Raw genomic sequence first — 24,193 nt, forward strand, 5'->3', positions numbered from 1 at the left:
GCTTGGGAATGTCTGCAACCCGATTATTTCGGGTTGCAGCTCGGGAACCGGGCTTGGGAATGTCTGCAACCCGATTATTTCGGGTTACAGCTCACAGACCAGGCTTGGGAACGTCTGTAACCCGATAATTTCGGGTTACAGCTCGGGAACCGGGCTTGGGAATGTCTGCAACCCGATTATTTCGGGTTACAGCTCGGGAACCGGGCTTGGGAATGTCTGCAACCCGATAATTTCGGGTTACAGCCCGTAGACCGGGCATTGGAACAGCTGCAACCCGATCATTTCGGGTTACAGCCCGTAGACCGGGCATTGGAACGTCTGTAACCCGATTATTTCGGGTTGCAGCTCGCAGACCGGGCATTGGAACAGCGACGAGCGCGGAATCTTTCACGGCTGCGACGAAAGGGAGCGGAGAACCGTCTGGGCAAGCCCGCTTTCTCCGCGACCGAGCGGATAAATCGCCCCCGGGCTGGGGGAACTGCCGTGGCGATCGCAGGGGCTTTTACGACAGGACCGATCCGTTCCGCAGGGGGAGTGGTTTGGAGTAGGATTGAACCTGGAGAGCGAAGCGGACGGGGGCTCGTGGAGAAGCGGCAGCGGTTCCCTTGGAGGCCGGATTCCTTCCTTTTCGGAACAGGGAATCAAAGGAATCTGGGCTCCAGGGAGATCGGAACGAGTCTCCGTACCGCGAAGCGGGTGCAGGTTCCAGTCGCTAGCCGGCGGTGTGCAGAGACGATCTTCGGGTTTCAGCCGCGGAAGTACGCTGTTCGGCCGCCCCTCCGCCCCGCGACCGATTGACAGCGTACCTCTGCCCGCTTATTATCTTACAGTATAAGCTATTTAAGCAGGTGAACCGTCGTGGATTACAAGCAGCTGGCCGAAGAAATGTTCGAGCATGTAGCTCGCGCGAGCAAGCCCGCCTTCGAGGAGTCGGGACAGTTCTCGCGAGGGGAGATGGGCATCCTGCTCTACTTGCTCCTGCGCAAAAACGGCGCATCCGCCGGAGAGCTGAGCGAATCCCTGTCCGTCAGCACGGGCCGGATCGCCTCGGCGCTCAAGACGCTGGAGAAAAAGGGGATGATCCTGCGCTGCACCGATTCCGAGGACCGGCGCCGCGTGCTCGTCTACTACACCGATGCCGGCAAAAAGTTTCTGATCGACCGCAGGGCCGAGCATATCGCCCAGACCGAGCAGATGCTTAGCCGGCTGAGCGAGCGGGACGCACGCGAGTTCGTGCGGCTCGTCAAGCTGCTGATGCCGTGAGCGCCATTCGGCGCGGCGGCTCTCGGGGAGCGCCAGCAGAGCGCCCCGTCGTTGCCTCAGGAAGCGCCGGCAGGCGCCCCAGCCGAAGCGTCGAACGCATTTCCCAAGCGCCGGCAGAGCGCCCCGCCGAAGCGTCGAACGCGCCTCCCAAGCGCCAGCAGGCGCCCCGTCGTTGCCTCGGAAGCGCGCCTCCCAAGCGCCGGCAGGCGCCATGAATGCGGCAGTTCCGCAGCCCCATCCGGGCGCTGCGTTTCTTTTGCACATGTATCTTATACTAGAAGAAATATAGGAGGGAAGGAATTCGATGCTGAAGCTGTTCAAGTATCTGACGAAGGGCGAGTGGGGGTTCGTCCTGTACAGCCTGATCTTCATCATCGTCCAGGTGTGGCTTGACTTGCGGCTGCCGGATTACATGGCCGAGATCACGACGCTCATCCAGACGGAGGGCACGCGCGCGGCCGATCTGATGGAGCCGGGCACCTACATGCTGCTGTGCGCCGTCGGCAGCGTGCTGACATCGGTCATCGTCGGCTGGTTCGCCGCCAAGGTGGCGGCGGGGCTGGCGATGCGGCTGCGCGGCATGGTGTTCGATCGGACGCTGTCGTTCTCCCATCAGGAGATCAACGGCTTCTCGACGGCCAGCCTCATCACCCGTTCGACCAATGACGTGACGCAGGTTCAGATGATCGTGGCGATGGGGCTGCAGGTGATGCTCAAGGCGCCGATCCTCGCGGTCTGGGCGATCGCCAAAATTTCCGGAAAGAGCTGGGAGTGGACGGCGGCGACCGGCGCCGCCGTCGTCGCGCTCATCGTCATGCTGAGCGTCATCATCGTGTTCGCGATCCCCAAGTTCCGCATCATCCAGGGGCTGACCGACAACCTGAACCGCATCACCCGCGAGAACCTGACCGGCCTGCGCGTCATCCGCGCTTACAACGCGGCGGCGTACCAGGAGGCCAAGTTCGACCGGGCGAACCGCGAGCTGACCGGCACGAACCTGTTCGCCAGCCGGCTGATGGCGATCATCGGTCCCGGCATGACGATCATCATGTCCGGCCTCAGCGTCTCGATCTACGCGATCGGCGCTTACCTGATCCAGGATGCGCCGGGCACGGATCGCATCGGGATCTTTTCCAATATGGTCGTGTTCACCTCGTATGCGATGCAGGTCGTGATGGCGTTCATGATGGTCAGCATGATCTTCATCATGGCGCCGCGCGCGGCCATCTCGGCCAAGCGGATTCTGGAGGTGCTGAATACGGAAGCCGCGATCAAGGACGGCGTCGAGACGAAGGGCAGCGGCGAGGGCGGCATCGAGTTCCGGAACGTCAGCTTCAAGTATCCGGGCGCCGAGGAGCCGGTGCTGCGGGACATCAGCTTCAAGGCGCGCAAGGGCGAGACGGTGGCGATCATCGGCTCGACCGGCAGCGGCAAGACGAGCGTGCTGAACCTGGTTCCGCGCTTCTATGACGTCGCCGCAGGCGAGGTGCTCGTCGACGGCATCGACGTGCGCCGCTACAGCCAGCACGCGCTGCGCGCCAAGCTCGGCTACGTCTCCCAGCGGGCGGTGCTGTTCAGCGGCACCGTCGCCGCCAACGTCGCCTACGGCAGCGCCGAGCCGGGGCGCGAAGCCGAGGAGGGCGTCCGGCGGGCGGTCGCGATCGCGCAAGGAACCGATTTTGTCGAGTCCATGGAAGGGCAGTACGAGGGCCGCATCGCCCAGGGCGGGGACAACGTCTCCGGCGGCCAGAAGCAGCGGCTGTCGATCGCGCGCGCCGTCTACCGGCGGCCGGACATCTACCTGTTCGACGACTCGTTCTCGGCGCTCGACTACCGCACCGACCGCGAGCTGCGCGCCGCGCTGCGCCGGGAGACCGGCGGCGCGACGACGCTCATCGTCGCCCAGCGCATCGGCACGATCAAGGACGCCGACCGCATCCTCGTGCTCGAGGACGGGCGCATCGTCGGCAGCGGCACGCATGAGGAGCTGCTGCAGGACTGCCCGACGTACCAGGAGATCGCCCTTTCCCAGCTATCCAAGGAGGAACTCGCCCATGGCACGATCGAATCAGCCTGACACGACGGAAGACAGCCGCAAAACGCCTCGACGGGGCCATCCCGGAGGCGGCCCCATGGGGGGCGGACCGATGGGCGGAGGCATGATGCCCGGCGACAAGGCGAAGGACTTCCGCGCCACGCTCCGCAAGCTGGCCGCCTACTGCCGCAAGTACATGCCGGCCATCGCGCTGGCGCTCGTGCTGGCGCTGGCCGGATCCGCGCTGAACGTCATCGGGCCGGACCTGCTGCGCAACATTACCGACAAGATCCAGGAGGGCATCCGCGGGACGATCGACATCGACGCGATCAACCGGATCGTGCTGCTGCTCGCGGCGCTGTACGGCGCCGGCCTGATCTTCAACTACGCGCAGGGCTTCATCATGGCGACGGTCACCCAGCGCATCACGAACAAGATGCGGACCGAGATCTCCGCCAAGATCAACCGCATGCCGCTGCGCTACTTCGACTCGACGAGCTACGGCAACGTACTGAGCCGCGTCACGAACGACATCGACATGATCGGGCAGACGCTCAACAACAGCCTCGGCATGCTCGTCTCGTCCGTCGCCCTGTTCGTCGGCGCGCTCGTCATGATGGTCTATACGAACTGGATCCTCGCCATCACGGCCGTCGTCTCGACGATCGTCGGCTTCGCGCTCATGAGCGTCATCATGAAGCATTCGCAGCGCTGGTTCGTCGCCCAGCAGGAGGTGCTCGGGCGGCTGAACGGCCATATCGAGGAGACGTACTCCGGCCACGCGGTCGTCAAGGCGTACAACGCCGAGGAAGAGGCCAAGGCCGCCTTCCACGATCTGAACGGCAAGCTGTACGGCAGCGCCTGGAAATCGCAGTTCATGTCCGGCCTCATGATGCCGATCATGGGCTTCGTCGGCAACCTCGGCTACGTCGCGATCTGCGTCGTCGGCGCGATGCTCGTCACCTCGAATACGATCAGCATCGGCACGATCGTCGCCTTCATGATCTACATCCGGCTGTTCACGCAGCCGCTCGGCCAGATCGCCCAGGCGGCGACGAACCTGCAGGCGACGGCCGCCGCGAGCGAGCGCGTGTTCGAGTTCCTCGAGGAGGAGGAGCTGGCGGACGAGAGCGCCAAGACGACGAAGCTGGCGCAGGTCAAGGGCGAGGTCGAGTTCCGCCATGCGCGCTTCGGCTACACGGCCGACAAGGACGTCATCAAGGACTTCTCGATGAAGGCGGAGGCCGGGCAGAAGATCGCCATCGTCGGCCCGACCGGGGCCGGCAAGACGACGCTCGTCAACCTGCTCATGCGGTTCTATGAGCTGAGCGGAGGCGAGATCCTCATCGACGGCGTGCCGATCGACCGGATGACGCGGGAGGACGTGCATGACCTGTTCAGCATGGTGCTGCAGGACACCTGGCTGTTCGAGGGCACGATCCGCGACAACATCGCCTTCGCCCGTCCGGACGTCACCGACGCGCAGATCGAGGAGGCTTGCCGCGCCGTCGGCCTGGACCACTTCATCCGCACGCTGCCGGACGGCTACGACACTGTGCTGGGCGACCGCGCCAGCCTGTCGGCCGGACAGAAGCAGCTGCTCACGATCGCGCGGGCGATGATCGACGACGCGCCGCTGCTCATCCTCGACGAGGCGACGAGCTCCGTCGACACGCGCACCGAGCTGCTCATCCAGCGGGCGATGGACCGGCTCTCCGCCGGCAAGACGTCGTTCGTCATCGCCCACCGGCTGTCCACGATCAAAAACGCCGACCGCATCCTCGTCATGAAGGACGGCGACATCCTCGAGACCGGCACGCATGACGAGCTGCTGGCGCGCGGCGGCTTCTACGCCGAGCTGTACAACAGCCAGTTCGAGCAGGTTTCCTGAGCCGACGGAAAGCAAACCAGCCGCCCAAGCCCGATTCCCGTTTCCGGGGCATCGAGCTTGGGCGGCGTTTTTGTTGCAGGGCAGGGGGGAGCATCGCTCGACGCTCACGGTCCCTTCAACCGGACTGCGCCGGAGCCTCTCAGAGGCTGCCTTCCTTCGAAAGGAACTGCTCCAGCTCCCTCTGCTGCCGCAGGTGGTGGCGGAAATGCATGCCCGCCAGCTCCAGCCACTCGCGCGCGTCCAGCCAGCCGAACCAGCCGTGCTCGATGCGCCCGCCGGGAGCGGCGCCGATGTCGCCGTCGCTTCCGCCAGCGGCAGGAATGCGCCCGGCCAGCTCCTCCAGCCCCTGCTGAAGCTCGTCGCGGCTGCGCGAGTTGGACGGCGGAGGGAACTGCTCCTCCGGCAGGCGGACCCGGATATCGGGGAATCCGCCTCTCGCCCGCATCGCCTCGATAGCCGATCTTTCTCCCTGCCGAGGTTGCCGCCGTCCGAACGGGCTCCTATACTGGAGGAAAGGGGGATTGGTACGGATGGCAAATCACGTTGCCGGGAGACGCCGGACTCATGCAAAGCCTGATTGAGGGGCGATCCTTTGCATGGGGCATATCCGGCTGAAGACGATATCGCCCGCCGATCGTTTCCGAAAATGGGGCTTTGCACCTTATGAAGATTCAACCATCTTAACCATAAGGAGCGTTAATCATGACCCCCCCATTTATCCGAAACCATCACTTCAACATCATTCAGCATCAGGCGCGGCTGCTGCAGCAGGCCTGCGCCTCGGCGGCAGACCCGAAGGTGCTCCGCTCGGTGCGCGAGGGCGTGCAGCTGGCGCTGTACGAGGCTTTCCCGGACGCGGACGCCGGGCAGCGCGCCCTGCTGGAGCCGATCGCCGATTGGCATGCGGCGGATGATTTCCGCCTCGGGCTGCAAGCGCTGCAAGCGTACCGGCTTCCGTTTCCGGCGCTCGCGGAGGGCGAGCTGCGCCGGCTGTTCCCCAAGGCCAAGAAGCTCAAGGGCCCGGATCCGGGCGCGCTTGAGCTCGAGCGGACGACGTATCTCGGCTGGACGGAAGCCGGCAGCGGGCGCATGTTCCTCGTCTGCGACATCGACGGAAGCCGCGTCGGCGTCGAGGGCAGCGTGACGGGCTCCGTCCGGGGCAAAAACGTCTGCTTCGCCTGCCGGCATCATAGCGAGGTCGGCCTGTTCACCGCCATCGCCAAGCATCGGCCAGTCAAGGCGTCGCCGGACTACTACAAGGCGATCGGCAACTACATCTGCCTGGACAGCGCCGCCTGCAACCGGCAGATCGAGGATGCCGGTCCGCTGGAGCGGTTCGTCCGCGACGTGACCGCGCGCTGACCGCGCGCAGGCTTCGGACCTGGCCTCGTGCAGGGGCCAGGTGCTTTTTCATCCGCGAGCGGAGAGCGATGAGGATGGAGCAGGCGAGAAAGGTCGCGACTCTGCAGTCGCGATGCTGCAGCTGAAGCATAGAGAGGAGCTTTTTCGAAACATGGACATCCGCTTGCTGGAGCCGCGCGACAACGAACGCATGGCCGGCATTATCCGCGCCAGCCTAATTGAGTTCGGCGGCAACCGCTCCGGCCTCGCCTGGGAGGACGCCAGCCTGCATGACCTGCACGCGTATTACCGCGAGCCGGGGCGCGGCTACTGGGTCGCCCTGGACGACGAAGGCGAGGTCGCGGGAGGCTGCGGCATCGCCGAATTCGCCGGCTCGGCCGACGTGTGCGAGCTGCAAAAGATGTACCTGCGGCCGTCCGCGCGCGGTACGGGCGCCGCCCGGCTGCTGCTCGCCGAGGCGCTCGGCTTCGCCCGGGGCCGTTATCGGCAGTGCTATCTGGAGACGCTGACGAGCATGAAGGCGGCGGAGCGCTTTTACGAGAAGAACGGCTTCGCGCCGCTGCGGGAGCCGCTTGCGGGATCGGAGCATTACGCCTGCGACGCCTGGTATATCCGGGATCTATAACCCCCACTTCGAGGAGGAAGAACAATGGCTCAAGCGCTGCTGGTGATCGACGTGCAGAAGGACCTGGTAGAAGGAAACGGAGGAGAGGTTCCGATCTTCGAGCCGGAGCGGCTGTTCGCCGCGATCGGCAAAGCGGTCGAGCAGGCGGAGCGGGCGGGAGCCCGCATCGTCTTCGTGCGGGACAAGTCCATCGGCGGCGGAGAGGGAGAGGGCTTCGACGTCCATCCCGCGCTGCGGATTCCGCCGGACGCCGTCCTGTTCGACAAAACGGCGGTCAGCTCGTTCCACGAGACCGGACTGCTCGAGCATCTGCGCGAGCATGACGTGACGCACTGCGTCATCGCCGGCTGCATGACGCAGTACTGCATCGATACGGCGGTGCGCGCCGCCACGCTGCACGGGTTCGACGTCACGCTCGTGCGCGACGGCCATTCGACGAGCGACTCGCCTGTCCTGCCGGCCGAGCAGATCATCGCCCATCATAACGCGACGCTGCACGGCTATGCGAACAACGGTCCGTTCGCGCTGGCACGCCCTGCGGACGACCCGCTGTTCGAGCCGCCGCATGACAAGTACCGCTGACGGACGGCATGCCGGCGCGTGATGGGAAGTCGATGTTTTTTCATGCAAATGGAGCGCAGGATAACATCCTGCGCTCCATTTGTTTCATTCCGCCTTCTCCTCGGCGCTGTCGCCGTCCAGCGAAAGCGCGGCCAGGATCGTGAAGATGAACATCGTGCCGTCTCCGACCTGCGACGAGGCGCTGATCGTGCCGCCCATCAGCTCGACCAGCGTCTTGCTGATGGACAGGCCGAGGCCGGTGCCGCCGCGCTTTGCCGAAGGGGCGTCGAGCTGGATGAACGGCTGGAACAGCAGGTCCATCTTGTCCGGCGGGATGCCGATGCCCGTGTCCTCCACGACGAACTCCAGCTGCAACGATGCGTCCGACGCTCCGCGCTCGTTGACGTACACCTTCACGCCGCCCGCCTCGGTGTGGCGGATCGCGTTGGCGATCAGGTTGGAGAGCACCTGCTTCAGACGGCCGGCGTCCCCGATCAGCGTGCGCGGCAAGGAAGGGGCGACGTACGATTCCAGGCTGAGCCCCCGCTCCTCGGCCATCGGACGGAACAGGTCGAGCGTATCGCCGAGCACGACCTCCAGCTCGAACGGCTGGCGGTGCAGCTCCATCTTGCCGTTTTCCATCCGGGAATAGTCGAGGATCTGGTTCACGATCGTCATGAGGCCCTGGCCGCTTTTATGGATCACCTCGGCATGATGCCGCTCCTCCTCCGGCAGATTGCCCTCGAGCATCAGCTCGGACATCGAGAGGATGCCGCCGAGCGGCGTGCGGATCTCATGGCTGATCATGTCCAGGAAGCCCGATTTGACCCGCAGCGCCGCCTCCGCCTGCTCCTTGAGCGCGGTCATCTCGCGATTGCGCGCCTCCAGCTCCTGCGTCCGCAGCAGCAGCTGGTCGCTCTTGAGCTGCAGCTCCTTGCGCGCGAGATAAAAGCTGGCGAAGGCGTCGATCTTGCTGAGCAGGATGTCGGGATGAAGCGGCTTCGTGATGTAGTCGATCGCGCCGGCGGAGTACGCCTTCATATAATCCTCCAGCTCCGAGGTGAGCGAGGTGAGGAACACGATCGGGATGTCCTGCGACTTCTTGCGCATCTTGATCCGGCGCGCGGTCTCGAAGCCGTTCATGTCCGGCATGAGGACGTCCATCAGGATGAGGGCGATGTCGTTTTCCAGCAGCGCCTTGAGCGCGAGCATGCCGGAGGTCGCGCCGAGCAGCTTGTAAGGGCGGTCCTGCAGAAGCGCCGCGATCGAGGTGTATTCGTCCGGCCGGTCGTCGACCAGCAGGATGTTGACGGGAATATCCGATTGCCTGTGCAATGGGGCACCGCCTTTCTTTCTAGTTGATCAGCCAAGTCTTGAGCATCGTGACGAGCTGCGTCGTATTGATCGGCTTGGGCATGTAGTCGGAGGCGCCGGCGTCGAGGCAGCGGATCCGGTCCTCCTCCATCGCCCGCGCGGTGAGCGCGATGATGGCGAGGGTCCGGAACGCCGGATCGGAGCGGATCGCGCGCATCGTCTCGTAGCCGTCCATCTCCGGCATCATGATGTCCATGAAGACGAGCTCGACATCCGGCGTCTCGCGCAGCAGCCGCACGGCCTCGCGTCCGTTCTGGGCGAAGCTGATGTCCATGTTGTAGCCCTCGAGCACGCTCGAGAGGGCGAAGATGTTGCGCATGTCGTCGTCGACGATGAGGATGCGCTTGCCCTCGAACGCGGCCGCGGGATCATGCAGCTTCTCGATCAGCTGCCGCTTGTCCGGCGGCAGGTCCGCGGTGCGGCGATGCAGGTACAGCGCCGTCTCGTCGTAGAGCCGCTCCATCGAGCGGACGTTTTTGATGACGATGCTCTCCGCGTATTGCTTGAGCTTCTGCTCGTCCTGGCGGCTCAGCTCCTTGCCGGTATAGATGATCGTCGGCAGCGTCTGCAGCTTGCGGTTCGTCTTGACCTGCTCCAGCAGATCGAAGCCGGAGATGTCCGACAGGCCGAGATCGAGCACCATGCAGTCGAAATGCTGCATCATCAGCTGCTCCAGCGCCTCCCGTCCGCTGCCGACGGCGGTGATGCGGACGTCGGGGTGGCCGATATAGGCGACGAGGCTATGCCGCAGGTCGGCGTTGTCCTCGACGATGAGCAGGCTTTTCTCCTTGCGGCGGATGTAGGAGTCGATCTCGAGGAACGCCGTCGCCAGCTCGTCCTCGCCGCTCGGCTTCTTCCAGAAGGACAGCGCGCCGAGGCTGAGCGTCTGCTGGTCCCGATCCTCCGTCGAGATGACGTGGACCGGGATATGGCGCAGCTCCGGACGGCTCTTGAGCCGGCTGATGATCGACCGGCCGTCGAGCACGGGCAGGTCGGTGTCGAGCACGATCGCGTCGGGCTTGTACGCATGGGCGAGCGCGAGCCCTTGGTCGCCCTGGAAGGCGACGAGCGCCTTGAAGCCGCGGTTTCGGGCGAGCTTCAGCAGGATCGCGGCATAGGCCGCGTCGTCCTCGATGATGAGCAGCACGGCGTCGCCCGGCTCGATGCGGTCCCGATCGTCCTCCATTTCCGAAAATTGCAGCAGCTTCGGGTTGGAGATCGAGATGTCCGGCACGAACGATTCCATGAACTTGGCGGCGGCCGGAGCCTTCGCCTTCTCGGCGATCGAGATCGTGGCCTGCGCCGCCGCGGCGGCTTGGGCACGGGCCTCGCTCTGGCGAGCAGGCAGGACGAGCCGGAACCGGCTGCCCTGTCCCGGCGTCGACTCCGCCTCGATGCGCCCGCTGAGCAGCTCGGCCAGCTCGCGGCTGATCGTCAGGCCGAGTCCCGTGCCGCCGTACTTGCGGCTGGTCGTGCCGTCCGCCTGCTGGAACGCTTCGAAGATCGACTCGAGCTTCGCGGTCGGCACGCCGATGCCGGTATCCTCGACCTCGAAGACGACCTCGTCGGCTGCGGCCGCGCCTTTGCGGATGCTCAAGGCGACGGAGCCCTCGTCCGTGAACTTAAGGGCGTTGGACAGCAGGTTGCGCAAAATCTGCTGCGCCCGGTGGCCGTCGGTATCGATGGAATCCGGGGCGTCCGGCGCGATGCGGATGTCGAACGCGAGCTCCTTGCTCTGCGCCTGCTGCTCGAACATGCGGTACAGCCGGCCGGCGATGTCCTGCAGCTCGGTCGGCTCGATGACCGGCGTCATCTTCCCGGTCTCGAGCTTGGCCAGGTCGAGGATCTCGTCGATCAGCTGCAGCAGGTCCTTGCCGGAGGAATAAATCGTATGGATGTACTCCAGCTGCTTGCCGACAAGGTTGCCCGGCCTGTTCTCCGCGAGGATCTGGGAGAGGATGAGCAGGCTGTTGAGCGGCGTGCGCAGCTCATGCGAGACGTTGGCGAGGAACTCGGACTTATGCTGCGCGGCGAGCAGGATCTCCTCCGCCTGGGCCTGAATCTCCAGCTTCTGGCGTTCGGACAGCTCCGTCTGGGCAAGCAGCGAGCGGTTGGACGCCTCCAGCTGCTCCGTCTGCCCGCGCAGCTCCTCGGCCTGCAGCCGCAGCTGCTCGTTGGACGCCTCCAGATCGAGCGACTGACGATGCAGCTGGTCCGTTTGGGCTTTGAGCTCCTCGGTCTGGGCCTGCAGCTCCTCCGTCTGCAGCTGCAGCTCCTCGGCCTGGACCTGCAGCTCCTCGGTCTGGGACTCGAGCTCCTCCTTCTGGAGCTGCGTCTCGCGCAGCAGCTCGTCGATGCGGGCGACGTCCGCGAGCGTGTTGATAAGGATGCCCATGTCCGCGCCGACGCGGCCGATCAGCTGGCGCTCCTTGCCGCTGAAGCCGCGGAAAGAAGCCAGCTCCAGCACGGCGACGGCTTTGTCCTCGTAGAGGATCGGCACGAGCAGCAGGGCGGCCGGCTCGGCGGCGCCGAGTCCCGAGCGGACGCGGATATAACCCGGCGGCACCTCGGCGAGCTCGATCATCGCGCGGTTTTCCGCGCATTGGCCGACGAGTCCTTGTCCGAGCCGCACCGGCTCGGACGGCAGCTCGGCCTCGTCATGCGCGTAGCCGGCGGCCGCATGGTAGGCCCCGTCGGGACGCAGCGCGTAGAGAGCGCCGCAGCTCGCGTCGACCGACGAGGCGAGCTTGGCGAGGAAGATGCGGGAAGCCGCGCCCACCTCGATCGAGCCTTGCAGCAGGATGGCCATCTCCGAGACGCGGGCGTTGAGCCAGGCCTCCTCCTCGGCTTGCAGGCGCAGCGTCCGCTCCTGCTCGGTCTTGACATGCAGGCTGCGGGCGATCTGACGGAACGAGCCGGCGATGGCCCCGAGCTCGTCCGCTGGCGCATCCGCGGCGGCGGACGCGACCGGCTCGCCGCGCTCGATGCGCTCGGCGATGCCGGCGGTCTCGGCCAAGCCGGCGCGCATCCGCCGGCCGAGGCTCCGGCTATGCCAGGCGGAGGCGGCGATGCCGGCGGCGGCGACGGCCGTAGAGACGGCCGTCAGTACGGGATCGGCTTGAATCCAAGCCAATCCGATGAAATATGTCAAGGTCAGGACGACGACAAGCGAGCTGATCTTGCTTTGAATTCTCAAGCGTCCTCACCTCCCGGATGGAATCTAGGCATCGTTCCATTATACCTTCTTCAAACCTCCAATAGATAGGGAATGCGAGGGAAGGAAGAGGCGATAGAAGGATCGGAGAGAGAAACGGCGGGAGAGGGAGGAGGAGGGGCTCGGGCGGCCGGAATGGCAAAAAAAGGCCCCCTGGGCGTGAAAGGGGCCGAATGACGGGAGGGGACGGACTGGCGTCGGCGGCCCGAGGGCGCATGCGGCCGGCCGGGATCGGCATGGAGGCCAGGCGGCCGAGCCGCCTTCGAGGGAGCTCCGCCAAGCCGCCCGCCTAGCGTCGAAGGGCCGGCGCGGCGTCTGAGCCGCGGGAGCTCAGGCTGCCGGCGATCAGGAACTGGGCGCCGTAGTAGGTCAGCATGATGAGCGCATGGGAGAACGGCACGTCCGCGACGAAGAGGTTCCAGGAGAGGATGGAATCGGAGGCGACGAACAGCAGGCTGCCCGCGATCGCCTGGCGGTCTCCGGTCTGGATGGCCGACCAGGCCATCAGCGAGATGACGGCGACGTACGCGATGACGGGAACGATCAGGCCGGTCTGGCCGCTGCCGCGCAGCGCCTCGACGAGGCGCATGCCCATGAAGATGCCGTAGGCGGCCAGCGGCAGGAGCGCGGCGATCCGCAGCGGCGAGAAGCGCATGCGCAGGAGGAACGACGACAGATAGAACAGATGGCCGATCAGAAAGGCGCTCAGCCCGATCACGAACCAGCGCAGCGTGCCGTCGCCGACCGCGCAGAAGACGAGGCCGATCAGCCCCAGCGTCTGCCATGGCCGGCGGTCGGCTGGCTTTGGCAGACGGGTCCAGGCGTAGGCGAAGATGAGCGCCATCGGGACGAGCTTGAACGTCAGCTTGAGCGCTTCCGGCTCGAACGGAACGGCGAAGATGTAGATCAGCCCCATCAGGGCGATGAGCAGGGGCAGGACGAGCCGGGAAGCGGACTTGGGCTCGGCTGGAGACTTGGGGTCGAGCTTGGGCGTTGGCATGAGCGTTCCTCCATGGCGGCGAATGTTGCGGCTGCATCTGCAACCGTTTACACAGATTATATAGCGGGAACGCGGATTCGAACAGCAGCCGAGGGCGGGCGGCGGGGAGGCGCTGCCGGGCAAGGCTTGGCCAGCCGCGCCAAAAAGCCGCATGCGGTTCAAGCGCATGCGGCTTTTGGCGCGGCTTCAAGCGGCGAGGGGCGGCGGCCGCCGTCCTAGCCCGGGAACGTCGGATGCGATCCGCGGCGGCGCAGCGCGGAGCTGCGGGAGCCGCCCGGCCCGAGCAGAGCGGCGCCGGCCGCCGCGCAGAACAGTCCGGCCGCGTAGCCGGCGGCGATGTCCGTCGCGTAGTGGACGCCGAAATAAAGGCGGCAGTAGCCGACGGCGCCGATGACGAGGACGGCGGCCGCGGCGGCTGCCAGCCTCAGCCAGCCGCTGCGCGCTCCGCGCCAGGCGATGACGGCGAGCAGGCCGTACAGCGCCATGCCGACCATCGCGTTGCCGCTCGGGAAGCTGTAGCCGCTCGCTTCGATCCAGCCGGCGTGCTCCGGGCGGGGGCGCTGAAGCCACTCCTTGAGCCCGCTGTTCAGCAGCAGGGCGGCCAGCACCGTGCCAATGACGACGACGGCCTGGCGCCGCCGTCCGAATGCCCACGACAGCGCCGCGGCCAGCAGCGTCGCTCCGGCGAAGACGGCTGTCGAGCCGAGCTTGTTGAGCGCCTCCATGGCGGCGGCGGGCTGCTCCTCCGCCGTCAGCGACCAGGAGCCGCGGATGGAATCGTCGATCGGTGCCGTGCCGTCCATCGGCGCCCAGAGCGCGAGCGCCGCGAAGGCGAGCGCGGCCGCAGCCGCGATGAGCCATGCTTTCATGTCAATCCGCCTTTCTTCCATGTTTTCATCCCGCATTATAGCACGGGAAAGAAGCGGGAACACAGGAAAACCGGTCCGGAGGGCCTCGGAGCCGCGACGAATCGGAAAGGCGCTATCGCCCGCAAGCAGATCGAGGTGTCGGACAGAGGCGGAATTGCCGATATTCCCCTTAATCGACCATAAAAAGGGAGGATTTCAAGTCATGTCTACTGATCCGCAAAACCGTCCGATTCCAGCCGATCTCCGTGAGGAAGAGGAGCGTCCGCCGTCTTACGGCCGATCCGCGCCGCCGTTCGCGGCCGAGCATGAAGCGGCTGCCTCCTTGGCGGCCCAAGGCGCTTCGGCCAAGGGCATGGGCGGCGCGGCTGCGGCGCGCCTCAAGCAGGTGGACGGCCGCCGTCTGGCCGCGCTGCTGCGCGATCCGCTGCAGGGGCTGCGGGAGGAGCCGGAGCGGGACTCGGCTTACGGCTGGATCGGCCTCGGCGCATCCGTGCTCGGCTTCCTGGTCTGGACGCTGTTCATGCAAAAGGCGCTGCAGGGGCTGTTCTACAGCCTGTTCGGCTTCGGCGGCCTGTTCGCCTACGAGCCGGGCTTTGACTTCGGCCTCGCGCTGAGGATGCTGCTCGGGGGAGCGCTGTCGCTGGCGGCGCTGCTGGGCAGCCTGTACCTGTTCGGGAGCCGCTTCGGCAGCCGCAAGCGCAGCCTCCTCCAGGCTGCCGTGCCGCTCGGCGCGATGCAGCTCTTGTCGGGCGCAGGCTTCGCCGCGGCCGGCATCGCGGCGCTGGCGAGCATCCGGCTGTCGCTGCTGCTGCTCGTCGTCACGCTGCTCGTGACGCTGGCGACGACGGTGACGGGCACGGCGGAGCTGTTCGAGGTGCGCCAGGAGCGGCGCTTCGCGTTCATCGCCGCTTCGATCGCGTCGTATGCGGTTGTGCTGCTCGTGCTGTTCAGCCTGCTGTTCTAGGGCGTGTTTGCAAACCCGTTCAGGGGCATCTATCACCGCCTTTTTGCCCCCTGCTTTGTCACGCAGACTCGACGTACCCCCGGTACGCCTTCGCCTACGTTCCTCGCAAGGACCAAAAATTCGGCCCTATCGGCTCCCTTCGGAGTATGCAAACACGCCCTAGCGCTCGCGCCGAACCCGTCGTCAGGCGCGCCTCCATGCCTCGGCCGATGACGAAAAAGAAGCGAAGCCCGGAAGGTCGGGCTTCGCTTCTTTGCTGTCCGCTACACGCTGCGGATGAGGCGGATATAGAACTCGATGCCTTTGCCGAGCTTGCGGATGGGCAGCGACTCGTTCGCGGCGTGGATCGTCTCGCGCTCCTCGCGGCTCAGCTCGTACGGGGTGAAACGGTATACATACGGCCACACCGCGGCGAAATGCCGCGAGTCGCTGCCTCCGAGCATGACGTACGGCGTCACGGCCGCCTCGGGATACGTGCCGCGGATCGCCGCGGCCACGATCCGGTACGGCTCCTCCCGCGTCGTCGAGACGGGCGAAGGATCGCCCGCCCGCACGATGCGGAGCTCGACGGCATCGTCGGCGATCGCCCGCCGCATGCGCGCGGCGACGCCTGCGGCCGTTTCTCCGACGGCGACGCGCACATTGGCGCCAGCCTTCGCCTCGGCGGGCAGGACGTTGGCGGCCGGACTGCCCTGCAGCGTCGTCACGGCGATCGTCGTCGAGCTGAGCGCCCTCGTTTCCGGCGAGAGCCGGTGGAACAAGCGCGCCAGCAGCGGACGCAGCAGCCATAGATTGGCGAACAGGATCCGGTAGCCGAACGAGGAGCGCCGTCCGAGCGTATCGAGCATGTCCAGCGTCGGCGGCGGGAAAAACGGCTTCGGCGGCCGCCGCTCCAGCCGCTGGATCGCCCGCGCCAGCCGGAACGCCGGACCGAGGCGGGGCGGGGCGGAGGCATGTCCGCCCGCGCCGCGCACGACCAGCTCGAAGTCGCTGACGCCCTTCTCGGCGACGCCGACGACGGCGATCGGTCCGCGCACCCCGGGGAAGATGTTCTCCACCACGGCGCCGCCCTCGTCGACGACGAGGCCGGGCCGGATGCCGCGCTCCTGCAGCAGGCGCACATGGGTCGGCGCGCCGTCGCCCGCGATCTCTTCGTCGTCGCAGAACGAGAGGTAGATGTCGCGCTTCGGCTTGAAGCCGCTGGCGACGAGCTGCTCGACCGCCTCGAGAATGCAGACGAGCGTGCCTTTCGTATCAATTGCTCCCCGCCCCCAGACGCGTCCGTCCGCGATCTCGCCGGAGAACGGCGGATGGAGCCAGCCCTCTTCTTCCGCAGGCACGACGTCAAAATGGGACATGAGCACGGTCGGCGCCTCCGGCTCAGCCCCTTGCCACCGGTAGAGCAGCGTGCGGCCGTTCACGATCTCCCGCTCCAGCGCCCGATGGGCGGCGGGATAGAGATCCGGCAGCAGATCCAGCAGCGAGCGGAACTCGGCGCGGTCGGCCGATGACGGCTCGCGGCTCGAGACGGTGCGCTTGCGGATCAGCTGGGACAGCCTGCCGGCGGCGGCATCCGCGTCGACAGGGATCGGCTCGCCGCCGCCGGCATGGGGCGCGAGGTCGGCCGCATCGGGCCGGAACCGCGCTGCCCGCACGAGCAGGACGGCCGCCAGGACGAGCAGGAGCGCGAGCAGGAGAAGCAGGATCGAGACTGCGGGCTGGGGCATGGGGGATCTCCGCCTTTGCATGGGGGATAGGTTCGGGGAGTACAAGTCCACCGTACCAATGCCGCCTCCGCGCGTCAACGGATAACATTCTCTTCCCGAAGAAGAGCGGATTCCCCCGGCATGCCGGCCCGAATCCGATGTGGGGTCCGGACCGGGACGAAGCCGCATCGCCGCCGGCGGGCGGCGGCAGCCGGTTCGCCTCGGCCCGTCCGGTTCAGGCGGATTGAACGGCGGCCAGATGCTCCTCGAGCCGGTCCCATGTTTCGCGGACGCCATGCTCCATGCCCATGTCAATGACCGACTGCAGCTGCGCCGCCGTCTCGTAGCGGCTGCGGTTGATGACGGTCGTAGAGCCGTCCCGCTCCACGAACTCCAGCTCCGTGAAGCACGGAGGCAGCTCCTCGTTGATCGTGCCTTCCTCGTCCGAGAAGTAGTCCGTACAGGAATAGAAGTCTTGCGGATTCGTTTCCTTATAGATCGTCTTGCCCCAGGATTCCATGCCGTAGAAGTCGCCCTGCGCCGGATCCTCGCACTTCATGCAGTAATGCCAGACGCCGCCGGGGCGGAAGTCGATGTCGCATCTTGTCAGCGTCCAGCCGCGCGGTCCCCACCATTTCTTCAGATGCTCGGCTTCGGTAAAAGCGCGGAATACGAGATCCTTCGGAGCGCCGAAGGTCCTCTCCATTATGAACTGATTGCCCTCGACCCGGATCCGCATGCTCGTGGTCATGATCCCATTCCTCCTCGAAAAGTAGTCGGTGCAAGTTCCATGGATGCGTTAGCCATGAATCCACTATAGCTTCATTTGAATATTCCTGTCAAGGAATATTCTAAATAAAGAATAAGAGCCGGCAGCAGGCGGCTGTCCGTCTGCCCTTCTACCGGCTCTTCGTATCTTCCGCATCGACCGCTCCCGCCGGCGTCCGAACCGCCGCATAGGCATCGACAGCAGCATCGGCTTGACTGCCGATCCGATCCGTTGCGGCCTACGCCTGCGCCGAAGGAGGCTGCTGGGCCTTCTCCTTGAGCGCCCGCCGCAGCGTCTTGCCGGAGCTGTTCTTGGGCAGCTCGGCGAGGAACTCGATCGCCGTCGGCCGCTTGTACTTGACGAGGCTGCCGCTGCAGAAGGCGGCCAGTTCCTCGGCCGTCAGCGCCTCGTCGCTGCGGACGACGTACGCCTTGACCGCCTCTCCGAGCGTCTCGTCAGGCACGCCGACGACGGCCGCCTCGAAGACGCCGGGATGGCGGTAGAGCACCTCCTCGACCTCGCGCGGATAGACGTTGAAGCCGCCGACGTTGATCATGTCCTTCATGCGGTCGACGATATAGATGTAGCCTTCCTCGTCCATGCGGGCGATGTCGCCGGTATGGAGCCAGCCGCCCCGCAGCGCCTCGGCCGTGGCGTCCGGCAGCTTGTAGTAGCCTTGCATGACGTTCGGCCCCTGCACGATCAGCTCGCCGATCTCGCCGCGCGGCACCTCGTTGCCCTGGTGATCGACGATGCGGTTCGTGACGCGCGGGATGTCGACGCCGACCGAGCCCGGCTTGCGCTTGCCGCCGAGCGGATTGAACGCCGTCACCGGCGCCGCTTCCGACAGGCCGTAGCCCTCGTAGATGACGACGCCGAACCGCTCCTCGACCTTGCGCAGCATCTCCACGGGCAGCGAGGCGCCGCCGGAGGAGCAGAGCCGGAGCGTGGCGAAGTCGGCGGCCGTCGCGTCCGGCACCTGCAGCAGGTAGGCGTACATCGTCGGCACGCCGGAGAACATCGTCGCCCGCTGCTCGCGGATCGCCGCGATCGTCTCCACCGGATGGAAGCGCGGGAGGATGACGATGCAGGCGCCGACCGCGAGCGGAGCGTTCAGGCAGACGGTCAGGGAGTAGATGTGGAACATCGGCAGCACGGCCACGGCGCGCTCGTTTTCGGTCAGCTCGAACATCGTATAGACCGATTCGGCGTTTGTCGCCAGATTGCGATGGGACAGCATCGCGCCCTTCGGCTTGCCGGTCGTGCCCGAGGTGTAGAGGATGACGGCGGTGTCCTCTTCGTCGATGTAAGCGGATTCAAGATGTCCGGCGCCGAGCTGCAGCAGACGGGCAAAGGAATCCTCGCCTTCTTCTTCGCCGACGTAGAAAGGCTGGATCGGGCGGGGCAGCCGGGCTTGCAGGGCGGCGAGCAGCGGCCGCAGCGGCGCGGCGGCGATCGCGGCGCGGGCTCCGCTGTCGGCGAGGATGTACGCGAGCTCATCCGCCGTATAGGTCGGATTGACGGGCACGACGATCGCTCCGAGGGCGAGCGCGCCGTAGAGGGAGGCGATGAACTCCGGGGCGTTGCCGAGCAGCAGCACGACCTTGTCGCCTTTGGCGATGCCTTCGGCGGCCAGGCCGGCGGCGCAGCGGCGCACCTGCTCGATCAGCTCCGCATAGGTGGCGCTTGCTCCTCGGTAGACGTACGCTTCCCGTTCCGGGAAGCTTGCCGCGCTGTTCTCGAGCGCTTCGACCAGGTTCCAGCTCATGCTTCAGTCAGCTCCTTTTTCGTCTAGGTAGGCGGGGAAGGATCTGCGATGACTCACTGCCATCTTATTCGCGGAAGCGCTTCCGAATCCCTGCGCGTTTTTTGCCGGGATGCCGGCAGCGAGGGTGGGGCGATCGCGATGGAGATGGTATAATCTAGTGAAGCAAGGGAATTTATCCAGATGACTAGATTTGGAGAGGATGAGTGAGATGGAGCTTTATTTCCGGGACAACTTCTTCAGCTCCGGCGAAACCGAGATCATGGACGCGTCCGGCCGGCCGATCGGCAAGGTCGACCTGAGGAGCGCGTTCGGCTCCTCGCTGGAGATTTTCGGCGCAGCGGGCGAAAGCTTGTACGAAGGCAGGTTCCTGGCCTTTTCGAGCAAGTGGAGGGTGCTGCAGGCCGGCGGCGAGGAGATCGGACAGCTGCGCTGGCGGATGGCCTTTTTCTCCAAGCGCTTCGAATATGACAGCTACGGTCGAGGCGTCTACCAGCTGACGTCGCCCGCGATGTCCAAAGAGTACGAGATCGCCGACGAGGACGGGCGGATCGTGGGCCGCTTCGAGCGGGTGAGCGGCTGGATGTCGGCCGGAGCTTTCCGCCTCGAGTGCGGCGAATGCCAAGTGCCGCCGCTGGAGTGGGCGGCGGTCATTCTCGGCATGAACGCGATGCAGAAGCAGTCGGCGGCAGCGGGAGGCGTCTGAGCGCTGGCGGAGAACCGCTAGAGCAGACGGTAGCCGGCGGGCAGCGAGCCCGTGCGGCGGATCTCGCGGATCTGCGCGTCGGTCAGCGATTGGTTCGTCGAGATCAGCGACTCGACATCCTCGCCGCCGATCAGATCGTCCAGATCGGGCAGGTTGCGGACCGAGCCGCGGTAGACGCGGAAGTTGCCGCGGAAGCGCGTCTCCGAGAAGACGACGAGCGTGGCGTTCGGGCTGGTGGAGAAGAAGCGAAGGCTCTCAAAGCCGTCGAGGATACGGTCCGTATCGCGGATGCCGAGGTTGCCCCGGTAGATGCGGCTGACGCCGCCGTAGCGCTCTTCGGAGTAAACGGTGAGGCGGGGATAGGTCTGGCTGGCTTGCACAGGTTTCATCGGAGGGAATCTTCCTTTCGGATTGGCTTCCCTAGCAGAATATGATAGAAGCTGCGAAAGGTTCGGGGCGCCTGCCGGGGGAGCATGAACGACTACTTCCTTACCCAGGGCCAGCCTGCGGCAGCATGCCTCCGGTCGGACCGCCGCGTGCTGCCGATTGGTTCGGCTCGCGGCTTTTGCGAAAGGTGGTTTCCGACGGTTCCGCTGGAATTGAGTCGTTCCCATCCGTTGCCAACGACGCCTCAGACGCTTAGAGCCCTTTTTTTCGCGCTTCCAAAAACGTAACGACGCGTCAGACGCTTCCAATAGGCCGCTCGCATGATTCTGCATGTTTTTCCGGCCTTTTGCAGGGCTAAGCGCGTGACGCGTCGTTAGAGTTGGGAGCCGCCCTTTTTGGGGCTGCTAACGCTCTGATTCGTCGCAAGCGGTCCTCCGCGCTTCGACTGGATTAGCCGCTCGCAAGACCGAGCTCCGCCCGGCCCGCAGGCGCCTCGCCTAGCGCTCAGCCCTCGAGCAGCGCGGCATCGCCCTCGGCGATTCGGCCCTCGCCCGGCCCACAGGCGCCCCGCCTAGCGCTCAGCCCGCGCGCCCCGCCTAGCGCTCAGCCCTCGCGCAGAGCGGCATCGCCCTCGGCGATCCGGCCCGGCTCGAGAACCGAGGCGTACAGCCCGAAGCTCAGCCCGAAGCGGTCGTTCACGACGCGCAGCAGCGACGGATCGCGCTCCAGGCTGTCCGGATCGTAATTGACCATCGAGCAGCGCTGGCAGAACGAATCGACCTGCAGCAGCGCGCCGCCGATGCGCAGCCGCGCGCCGAGCAGCGACTCGTCGTCGAGCTCGGGTTCGTCCGTCCGCAGCAGCAGGTTCGGTCGAAAGCGAAGGGCTTCGGCCTCCTTGCCCCAAGCGGCCTTCAGCCGCCGCAGGGAAGCGTCGGTGACGATCAGCACGCTGGCGGCGTCGACCGCCATCAAGCCGTTGCCTTCGCGGCCGGGAGCTCCTTCCGCGCTCATCGACATGCGCGTGCCCGTCACCTGCTCCAGCTCGTCCCCGAGGGCGGGCTCCCAGCGGTAGGAGGGGCCGAGCGGGGAATCGACGCGCACGCCTTCTTCCCCGTAGGCGGCGCGGTACATCAGCAGGGCGGGGAACTTGCGGGCGGTATGGTAGCTGCTCCAGCCTTCCTTGGCTTCGTCGTACAGGCTGCAGAAGCGGTCGCCTTCCAGGCCGTACCGCTCGACGGAGACGCCTTGCAGCCGCTCGCCTCCCATCGACTTGACGGGATAGCGCCAGATTTCGCTTGTTTGTCCGATTCGCATGCGTTCATCGTTCTCCTTTGTCGAGATCATAGGGACGGGCCGAGAGGCGAGCCGACGGCAGCAGGCAAAGGGCCAGCCACAGCAGCAGTCCGGCGGCCAGCATGCCGCCGATCAGGCGGACGACGCCCGGCCAGCCGGCCGCGCTCCAGGCGAGGCCGCCGGCCGTCCCGCCCAGGCTCGAGCCGGCATAGTAGAACAGCAGGTACAGCGAGGACGCCTGCGCGCGTCCTGCGGGCGCGGCCGCTCCGACCCAGGCGCTGGCGACGGCATGTCCGCCGAAAAATCCCGCCGTGAACAGCGCCGTGCCGAGCAGCGTGAGGCCGAGCTGCTCCGGCAGCGTCAGCGCCAGCCCGGCGGCCAGCAGGCCGAGCGCCAGGCCGAGCGCGGCGCGTCGGTCGCGCAGCCTGCCCATGAGCGGGGAGCTGACCGAGCCGGTCAGGAACAGGATGAAGATCCAGCCGACCCACGCTTGCGGCAGCTCGAACGGCGGGGCCAGCAGCCGGAAGGCGAGATAGCTGTACAGCGTGACGAAGCCGCCCATCAGCACCGCGCCGATGCCGAACAGCGCGAGCAGGACGGGCCGCCGCAGATGGCGGCGCGAATGCGCCAGCATCTCCTGCGGCGTCGTCCGATTCGCCGCGCTCCGGCGCGGCTCCGGCAGTCGGCGCATGAGCTGCCAGGCGGCGAGCAGGCCGCACAGCGCGACCGCTCCGACGCCCCAGCGCCAGCCGGCGAGGTCGCTGATCGTGCTGACCGCGCCGCGGCCGGCAAGGCCGCCGATGGAGTTGCCGCTGATGTACAGCCCCATCGCGGCGCCGAGGCTGGCGGGATCCATCTCCTCCGCGAGGTAGGTCATCGCTACGGCCGGCAGTCCGGCCAGCAGGATGCCCAGCAGCGCGCGCAGCGCCAGCAGCGAGGCGAACCCCGGCGCCAGCGCCGCAGCGAGGCAGATCAGGCTCGCCAGCAGCAGCGATGCTTCCATGACGCGCTTGCGGCCGATGCGGTCGGACAGCAGTCCGGCGATCGGCAGCGCGGCGGCGAGCAGCACCGTGCTGACCGACAGCGTGAGGCTGGCTCCGGCCGGCGTCTGCCCGAACTCGCGGGCGAACTCGGGCAGCAGCGGCTGCACGCTGTACAGCATGCCGAACGTGGCCGCGCCGGCCACGAACAGCGAACGGCCGGCGCGCCGGTAGTCGTCCGAGCCTCGGACGATGCGTCCCGGCTCGTCCGGGATTGGGTTCATGAAGCCGACCTTCCTTTCTTTGATGCGGGAAGCAGCGTCTGTTTCGTCCAGTATAGCGATTTTTCAGAGAACAAATAAGTAGCCGTAGGACGTTTTCCCGCGAGCGGACTGCAGTTTTGCCCGAAGATGGGCTATAATGAGGGCAAAGGCTCATCCAATGCGCGGGAGGGAAAGAATACCTAATGACGGATAAAGTGAAAATTTTCAGCGGATCCTCCAATGTTCCGCTGGCCAAAAGCATCAGCGAGCAGCTCGGGCTGCCGCTCGGCGAGGTGACGCTGAGCCAGTTCGACAACGGCGAGCTGTACGTCTCCTACGGCGAGCCGATCCGGACCTGCCATATCTTCATCGTGCAGTCGCTGTCCGATCCGGTCAACGAGAACTTCATGGAGCTGCTGATCATGATCGACGCGGCCAAGCGCGCCTCGGCCAAGACGATCAACATCATCATGCCGTACTACGGCTACGCCCGCCAGGAGCGCAAGCGCCATCCGCGCGAGGCGATCTCGGCCAAGCTGGTCGCCGACCTGCTGCATACGGCCGGAGCGTCGCGGATCATCACGCTGGACCTCCACACGGCGGCGATCCAGGGCTTCTTCACCTTCCCGGTCGACCATCTGACCGCGCTGGACGAGCTGACCGAGCACATCCGCGCCAAGAACATCGAGAACCCGGTCATCGTCTCGCCGGACGCCGGCCGGGCCTCCACCGCCGAGAAGCTGGCCAACTATCTGCATGCGCCGTTCGCGATGGTCGTGACGAACCACGATCCGCATACCGGCGAGGAGAAGATGCATGTCATCGGCGACGTCAAGGACAAGACGCCGGTCATCATCGAGGACATCATCGACACCGGCCGCACGCTGTTCAACGTCGTCGAGAAGCTCGTGGAGAAAGGCGGCCGCGACGTCGTCATCGCCGCTACGCACGGCCTGTTCTCCGGCGACGCGCTGGAGAAGCTCAACCATCCGCATATCCGCGAGATCGTCGTCACCGACTCGATCCTGCAGCAGGCCAGCCCGTCGGACAAGCTCACCGTCATCCCGACGGCGGGCCTGTTCACCGAGGCGATCCGCTCCAACATCTACGGCGGCTCCATCGCCACCTTGTTCAAAAACCGCGGCATCTGACGGCGCGCCGCGCGA

The 24,193-nt window shown here is 66.0% G+C and carries 20 protein-coding genes; 9 read left to right on the top strand and 11 right to left on the bottom strand.

Annotation, left to right across the window (positions count from 1 at the left end; translation table 11 throughout):
• Nucleotides 1-858 precede the first annotated feature (858 nt).
• From NYE40_RS03775 to NYE40_RS03785, 3 genes are all read left to right on the top strand, one after another.
• On the top strand, nucleotides 859-1,263 hold the full coding sequence (locus NYE40_RS03775) for a MarR family transcriptional regulator (protein WP_028600065.1): 405 nt from the start codon (nucleotides 859-861) through the stop codon (nucleotides 1,261-1,263).
• 304 nt (nucleotides 1,264-1,567) lie between these two features.
• The gene (locus tag NYE40_RS03780) at nucleotides 1,568-3,340 is read left to right on the top strand and encodes an ABC transporter ATP-binding protein (RefSeq protein WP_153782774.1); all 1,773 of its coding nucleotides are present in this window, start codon (nucleotides 1,568-1,570) and stop codon (nucleotides 3,338-3,340) included.
• 55 nt (nucleotides 3,341-3,395) lie between these two features.
• Nucleotides 3,396-5,189: an ABC transporter ATP-binding protein gene (locus tag NYE40_RS03785; protein WP_228551798.1), complete on the top strand. Its 1,794-nt coding sequence runs from the start codon at nucleotides 3,396-3,398 to the stop codon at nucleotides 5,187-5,189.
• Nucleotides 5,190-5,328: 139 nt separating this feature from the next.
• On the opposite strand, the gene NYE40_RS03790 is transcribed toward NYE40_RS03785, so the two are convergent.
• The gene (locus NYE40_RS03790) at nucleotides 5,329-5,634 is read right to left on the bottom strand and encodes a hypothetical protein (RefSeq protein ID WP_052333492.1); all 306 of its coding nucleotides are present in this window, start codon (nucleotides 5,632-5,634) and stop codon (nucleotides 5,329-5,331) included.
• A 257-nt stretch (nucleotides 5,635-5,891) separates the two neighbouring features.
• Here NYE40_RS03790 and NYE40_RS03795 point away from each other — a divergent pair, with 257 nt between their 5' ends.
• From NYE40_RS03795 to NYE40_RS03805, 3 genes are all read left to right on the top strand, one after another.
• Nucleotides 5,892-6,551 carry a FusB/FusC family EF-G-binding protein gene (locus NYE40_RS03795; protein ID WP_153782776.1) on the top strand — a complete coding sequence of 220 codons (660 nt, stop codon included), beginning with the start codon at nucleotides 5,892-5,894 and terminating at the stop codon, nucleotides 6,549-6,551.
• Between the two features lie 151 nt (nucleotides 6,552-6,702).
• On the top strand, nucleotides 6,703-7,176 hold the full coding sequence (locus tag NYE40_RS03800) for a GNAT family N-acetyltransferase (RefSeq protein ID WP_028600069.1): 474 nt from the start codon (nucleotides 6,703-6,705) through the stop codon (nucleotides 7,174-7,176).
• Between the two features lie 24 nt (nucleotides 7,177-7,200).
• Nucleotides 7,201-7,758 (top strand): cysteine hydrolase family protein, encoded by a 558-nt coding sequence (locus tag NYE40_RS03805; RefSeq protein ID WP_028600070.1) that lies wholly within the window; start codon nucleotides 7,201-7,203, stop codon nucleotides 7,756-7,758.
• A gap of 84 nt (nucleotides 7,759-7,842) precedes the next feature.
• On the opposite strand, the gene NYE40_RS03810 is transcribed toward NYE40_RS03805, so the two are convergent.
• The 4 genes from NYE40_RS03810 to NYE40_RS03825 all read right to left on the bottom strand — a co-directional run bounded on the left by NYE40_RS03810 (nucleotide 7,843) and on the right by NYE40_RS03825 (nucleotide 14,194).
• Nucleotides 7,843-9,072 carry an ATP-binding protein gene (locus tag NYE40_RS03810; RefSeq protein WP_052333493.1) on the bottom strand — a complete coding sequence of 410 codons (1,230 nt, stop codon included), beginning with the start codon at nucleotides 9,070-9,072 and terminating at the stop codon, nucleotides 7,843-7,845.
• 19 nt (nucleotides 9,073-9,091) lie between these two features.
• Nucleotides 9,092-12,307 carry a response regulator gene (locus NYE40_RS03815; RefSeq protein ID WP_084137481.1) on the bottom strand — a complete coding sequence of 1,072 codons (3,216 nt, stop codon included), beginning with the start codon at nucleotides 12,305-12,307 and terminating at the stop codon, nucleotides 9,092-9,094.
• Nucleotides 12,308-12,614: 307 nt separating this feature from the next.
• Nucleotides 12,615-13,325, bottom strand: coding sequence for a lysoplasmalogenase (locus NYE40_RS03820; RefSeq protein WP_052333494.1), 711 nt, complete (start codon nucleotides 13,323-13,325; stop codon nucleotides 12,615-12,617).
• A gap of 215 nt (nucleotides 13,326-13,540) precedes the next feature.
• A complete protein-coding gene (locus NYE40_RS03825; protein WP_052333495.1) occupies nucleotides 13,541-14,194 on the bottom strand; it encodes a phosphatase PAP2 family protein in 654 nt (217 codons plus the stop codon).
• 202 nt (nucleotides 14,195-14,396) lie between these two features.
• On the opposite strand from NYE40_RS03825, the gene NYE40_RS03830 reads away from it, so the two are divergent.
• Nucleotides 14,397-15,158 (top strand): hypothetical protein, encoded by a 762-nt coding sequence (locus NYE40_RS03830; protein WP_153782777.1) that lies wholly within the window; start codon nucleotides 14,397-14,399, stop codon nucleotides 15,156-15,158.
• Between the two features lie 263 nt (nucleotides 15,159-15,421).
• On the opposite strand, the gene NYE40_RS03835 is transcribed toward NYE40_RS03830, so the two are convergent.
• The 3 genes from NYE40_RS03835 to NYE40_RS03845 form a co-directional block, all read right to left on the bottom strand.
• Nucleotides 15,422-16,885 carry a M20/M25/M40 family metallo-hydrolase gene (locus NYE40_RS03835; protein ID WP_180968445.1) on the bottom strand — a complete coding sequence of 488 codons (1,464 nt, stop codon included), beginning with the start codon at nucleotides 16,883-16,885 and terminating at the stop codon, nucleotides 15,422-15,424.
• A gap of 214 nt (nucleotides 16,886-17,099) precedes the next feature.
• Nucleotides 17,100-17,615, bottom strand: a complete 516-nt coding sequence (locus tag NYE40_RS03840) for an SRPBCC domain-containing protein (protein ID WP_101808517.1) — start codon at nucleotides 17,613-17,615, stop codon at nucleotides 17,100-17,102.
• Between the two features lie 256 nt (nucleotides 17,616-17,871).
• Nucleotides 17,872-19,401 (bottom strand): long-chain-fatty-acid--CoA ligase, encoded by a 1,530-nt coding sequence (locus NYE40_RS03845; RefSeq protein ID WP_101808518.1) that lies wholly within the window; start codon nucleotides 19,399-19,401, stop codon nucleotides 17,872-17,874.
• A 208-nt stretch (nucleotides 19,402-19,609) separates the two neighbouring features.
• On the opposite strand from NYE40_RS03845, the gene NYE40_RS03850 reads away from it, so the two are divergent.
• Entirely contained in the window at nucleotides 19,610-20,104 is a 495-nt protein-coding gene (locus tag NYE40_RS03850) for a hypothetical protein (protein WP_101808519.1), read from the top strand.
• A 17-nt stretch (nucleotides 20,105-20,121) separates the two neighbouring features.
• Here the strand turns inward: NYE40_RS03850 and NYE40_RS03855 are convergent, their stop codons facing one another.
• The 3 genes from NYE40_RS03855 to NYE40_RS03865 form a co-directional block, all read right to left on the bottom strand.
• On the bottom strand, nucleotides 20,122-20,493 hold the full coding sequence (locus tag NYE40_RS03855; RefSeq protein WP_101808520.1) for a hypothetical protein: 372 nt from the start codon (nucleotides 20,491-20,493) through the stop codon (nucleotides 20,122-20,124).
• A 601-nt stretch (nucleotides 20,494-21,094) separates the two neighbouring features.
• On the bottom strand, nucleotides 21,095-21,805 hold the full coding sequence (locus NYE40_RS03860; RefSeq protein ID WP_194843259.1) for an MOSC N-terminal beta barrel domain-containing protein: 711 nt from the start codon (nucleotides 21,803-21,805) through the stop codon (nucleotides 21,095-21,097).
• A gap of 4 nt (nucleotides 21,806-21,809) precedes the next feature.
• Nucleotides 21,810-23,048 carry an MFS transporter gene (locus NYE40_RS03865; protein ID WP_153782779.1) on the bottom strand — a complete coding sequence of 413 codons (1,239 nt, stop codon included), beginning with the start codon at nucleotides 23,046-23,048 and terminating at the stop codon, nucleotides 21,810-21,812.
• A gap of 182 nt (nucleotides 23,049-23,230) precedes the next feature.
• Here NYE40_RS03865 and NYE40_RS03870 point away from each other — a divergent pair, with 182 nt between their 5' ends.
• Complete coding sequence (locus NYE40_RS03870) at nucleotides 23,231-24,178, top strand: ribose-phosphate pyrophosphokinase (RefSeq protein WP_028600080.1); 948 nt, start codon at nucleotides 23,231-23,233, stop codon at nucleotides 24,176-24,178.
• The last annotated feature ends 15 nt before the right edge of the window (nucleotides 24,179-24,193 follow it).

This window comes from Paenibacillus sp. FSL W8-1187 (assembly GCF_037965485.1).
GTDB classification, from domain to species: Bacteria; Bacillota; Bacilli; order Paenibacillales; family Paenibacillaceae; genus Paenibacillus_O; species Paenibacillus_O pasadenensis.

Coding starts and splice junctions, on each gene's coding strand:
- NYE40_RS03780 (WP_153782774.1), top strand. CDS start 1,568: ATGCTGAAGCTGTTCAAGTATCTGACGAAGGGCGAGTGGGGGTTCGTC.
- NYE40_RS03785 (WP_228551798.1), top strand. CDS start 3,396: ATGGGGGGCGGACCGATGGGCGGAGGCATGATGCCCGGCGACAAGGCG.
- NYE40_RS03790 (WP_052333492.1), bottom strand. CDS start 5,634: ATGCGGGCGAGAGGCGGATTCCCCGATATCCGGGTCCGCCTGCCGGAG.
- NYE40_RS03795 (WP_153782776.1), top strand. CDS start 5,892: ATGACCCCCCCATTTATCCGAAACCATCACTTCAACATCATTCAGCAT.
- NYE40_RS03800 (WP_028600069.1), top strand. CDS start 6,703: ATGGACATCCGCTTGCTGGAGCCGCGCGACAACGAACGCATGGCCGGC.
- NYE40_RS03805 (WP_028600070.1), top strand. CDS start 7,201: ATGGCTCAAGCGCTGCTGGTGATCGACGTGCAGAAGGACCTGGTAGAA.
- NYE40_RS03820 (WP_052333494.1), bottom strand. CDS start 13,325: ATGCCAACGCCCAAGCTCGACCCCAAGTCTCCAGCCGAGCCCAAGTCC.
- NYE40_RS03825 (WP_052333495.1), bottom strand. CDS start 14,194: ATGAAAGCATGGCTCATCGCGGCTGCGGCCGCGCTCGCCTTCGCGGCG.
- NYE40_RS03830 (WP_153782777.1), top strand. CDS start 14,397: ATGTCTACTGATCCGCAAAACCGTCCGATTCCAGCCGATCTCCGTGAG.
- NYE40_RS03835 (WP_180968445.1), bottom strand. CDS start 16,885: ATGCCCCAGCCCGCAGTCTCGATCCTGCTTCTCCTGCTCGCGCTCCTG.
- NYE40_RS03840 (WP_101808517.1), bottom strand. CDS start 17,615: ATGACCACGAGCATGCGGATCCGGGTCGAGGGCAATCAGTTCATAATG.
- NYE40_RS03845 (WP_101808518.1), bottom strand. CDS start 19,401: ATGAGCTGGAACCTGGTCGAAGCGCTCGAGAACAGCGCGGCAAGCTTC.
- NYE40_RS03850 (WP_101808519.1), top strand. CDS start 19,610: ATGGAGCTTTATTTCCGGGACAACTTCTTCAGCTCCGGCGAAACCGAG.
- NYE40_RS03855 (WP_101808520.1), bottom strand. CDS start 20,493: ATGAAACCTGTGCAAGCCAGCCAGACCTATCCCCGCCTCACCGTTTAC.
- NYE40_RS03860 (WP_194843259.1), bottom strand. CDS start 21,805: ATGCGAATCGGACAAACAAGCGAAATCTGGCGCTATCCCGTCAAGTCG.
- NYE40_RS03865 (WP_153782779.1), bottom strand. CDS start 23,048: ATGAACCCAATCCCGGACGAGCCGGGACGCATCGTCCGAGGCTCGGAC.
- NYE40_RS03870 (WP_028600080.1), top strand. CDS start 23,231: ATGACGGATAAAGTGAAAATTTTCAGCGGATCCTCCAATGTTCCGCTG.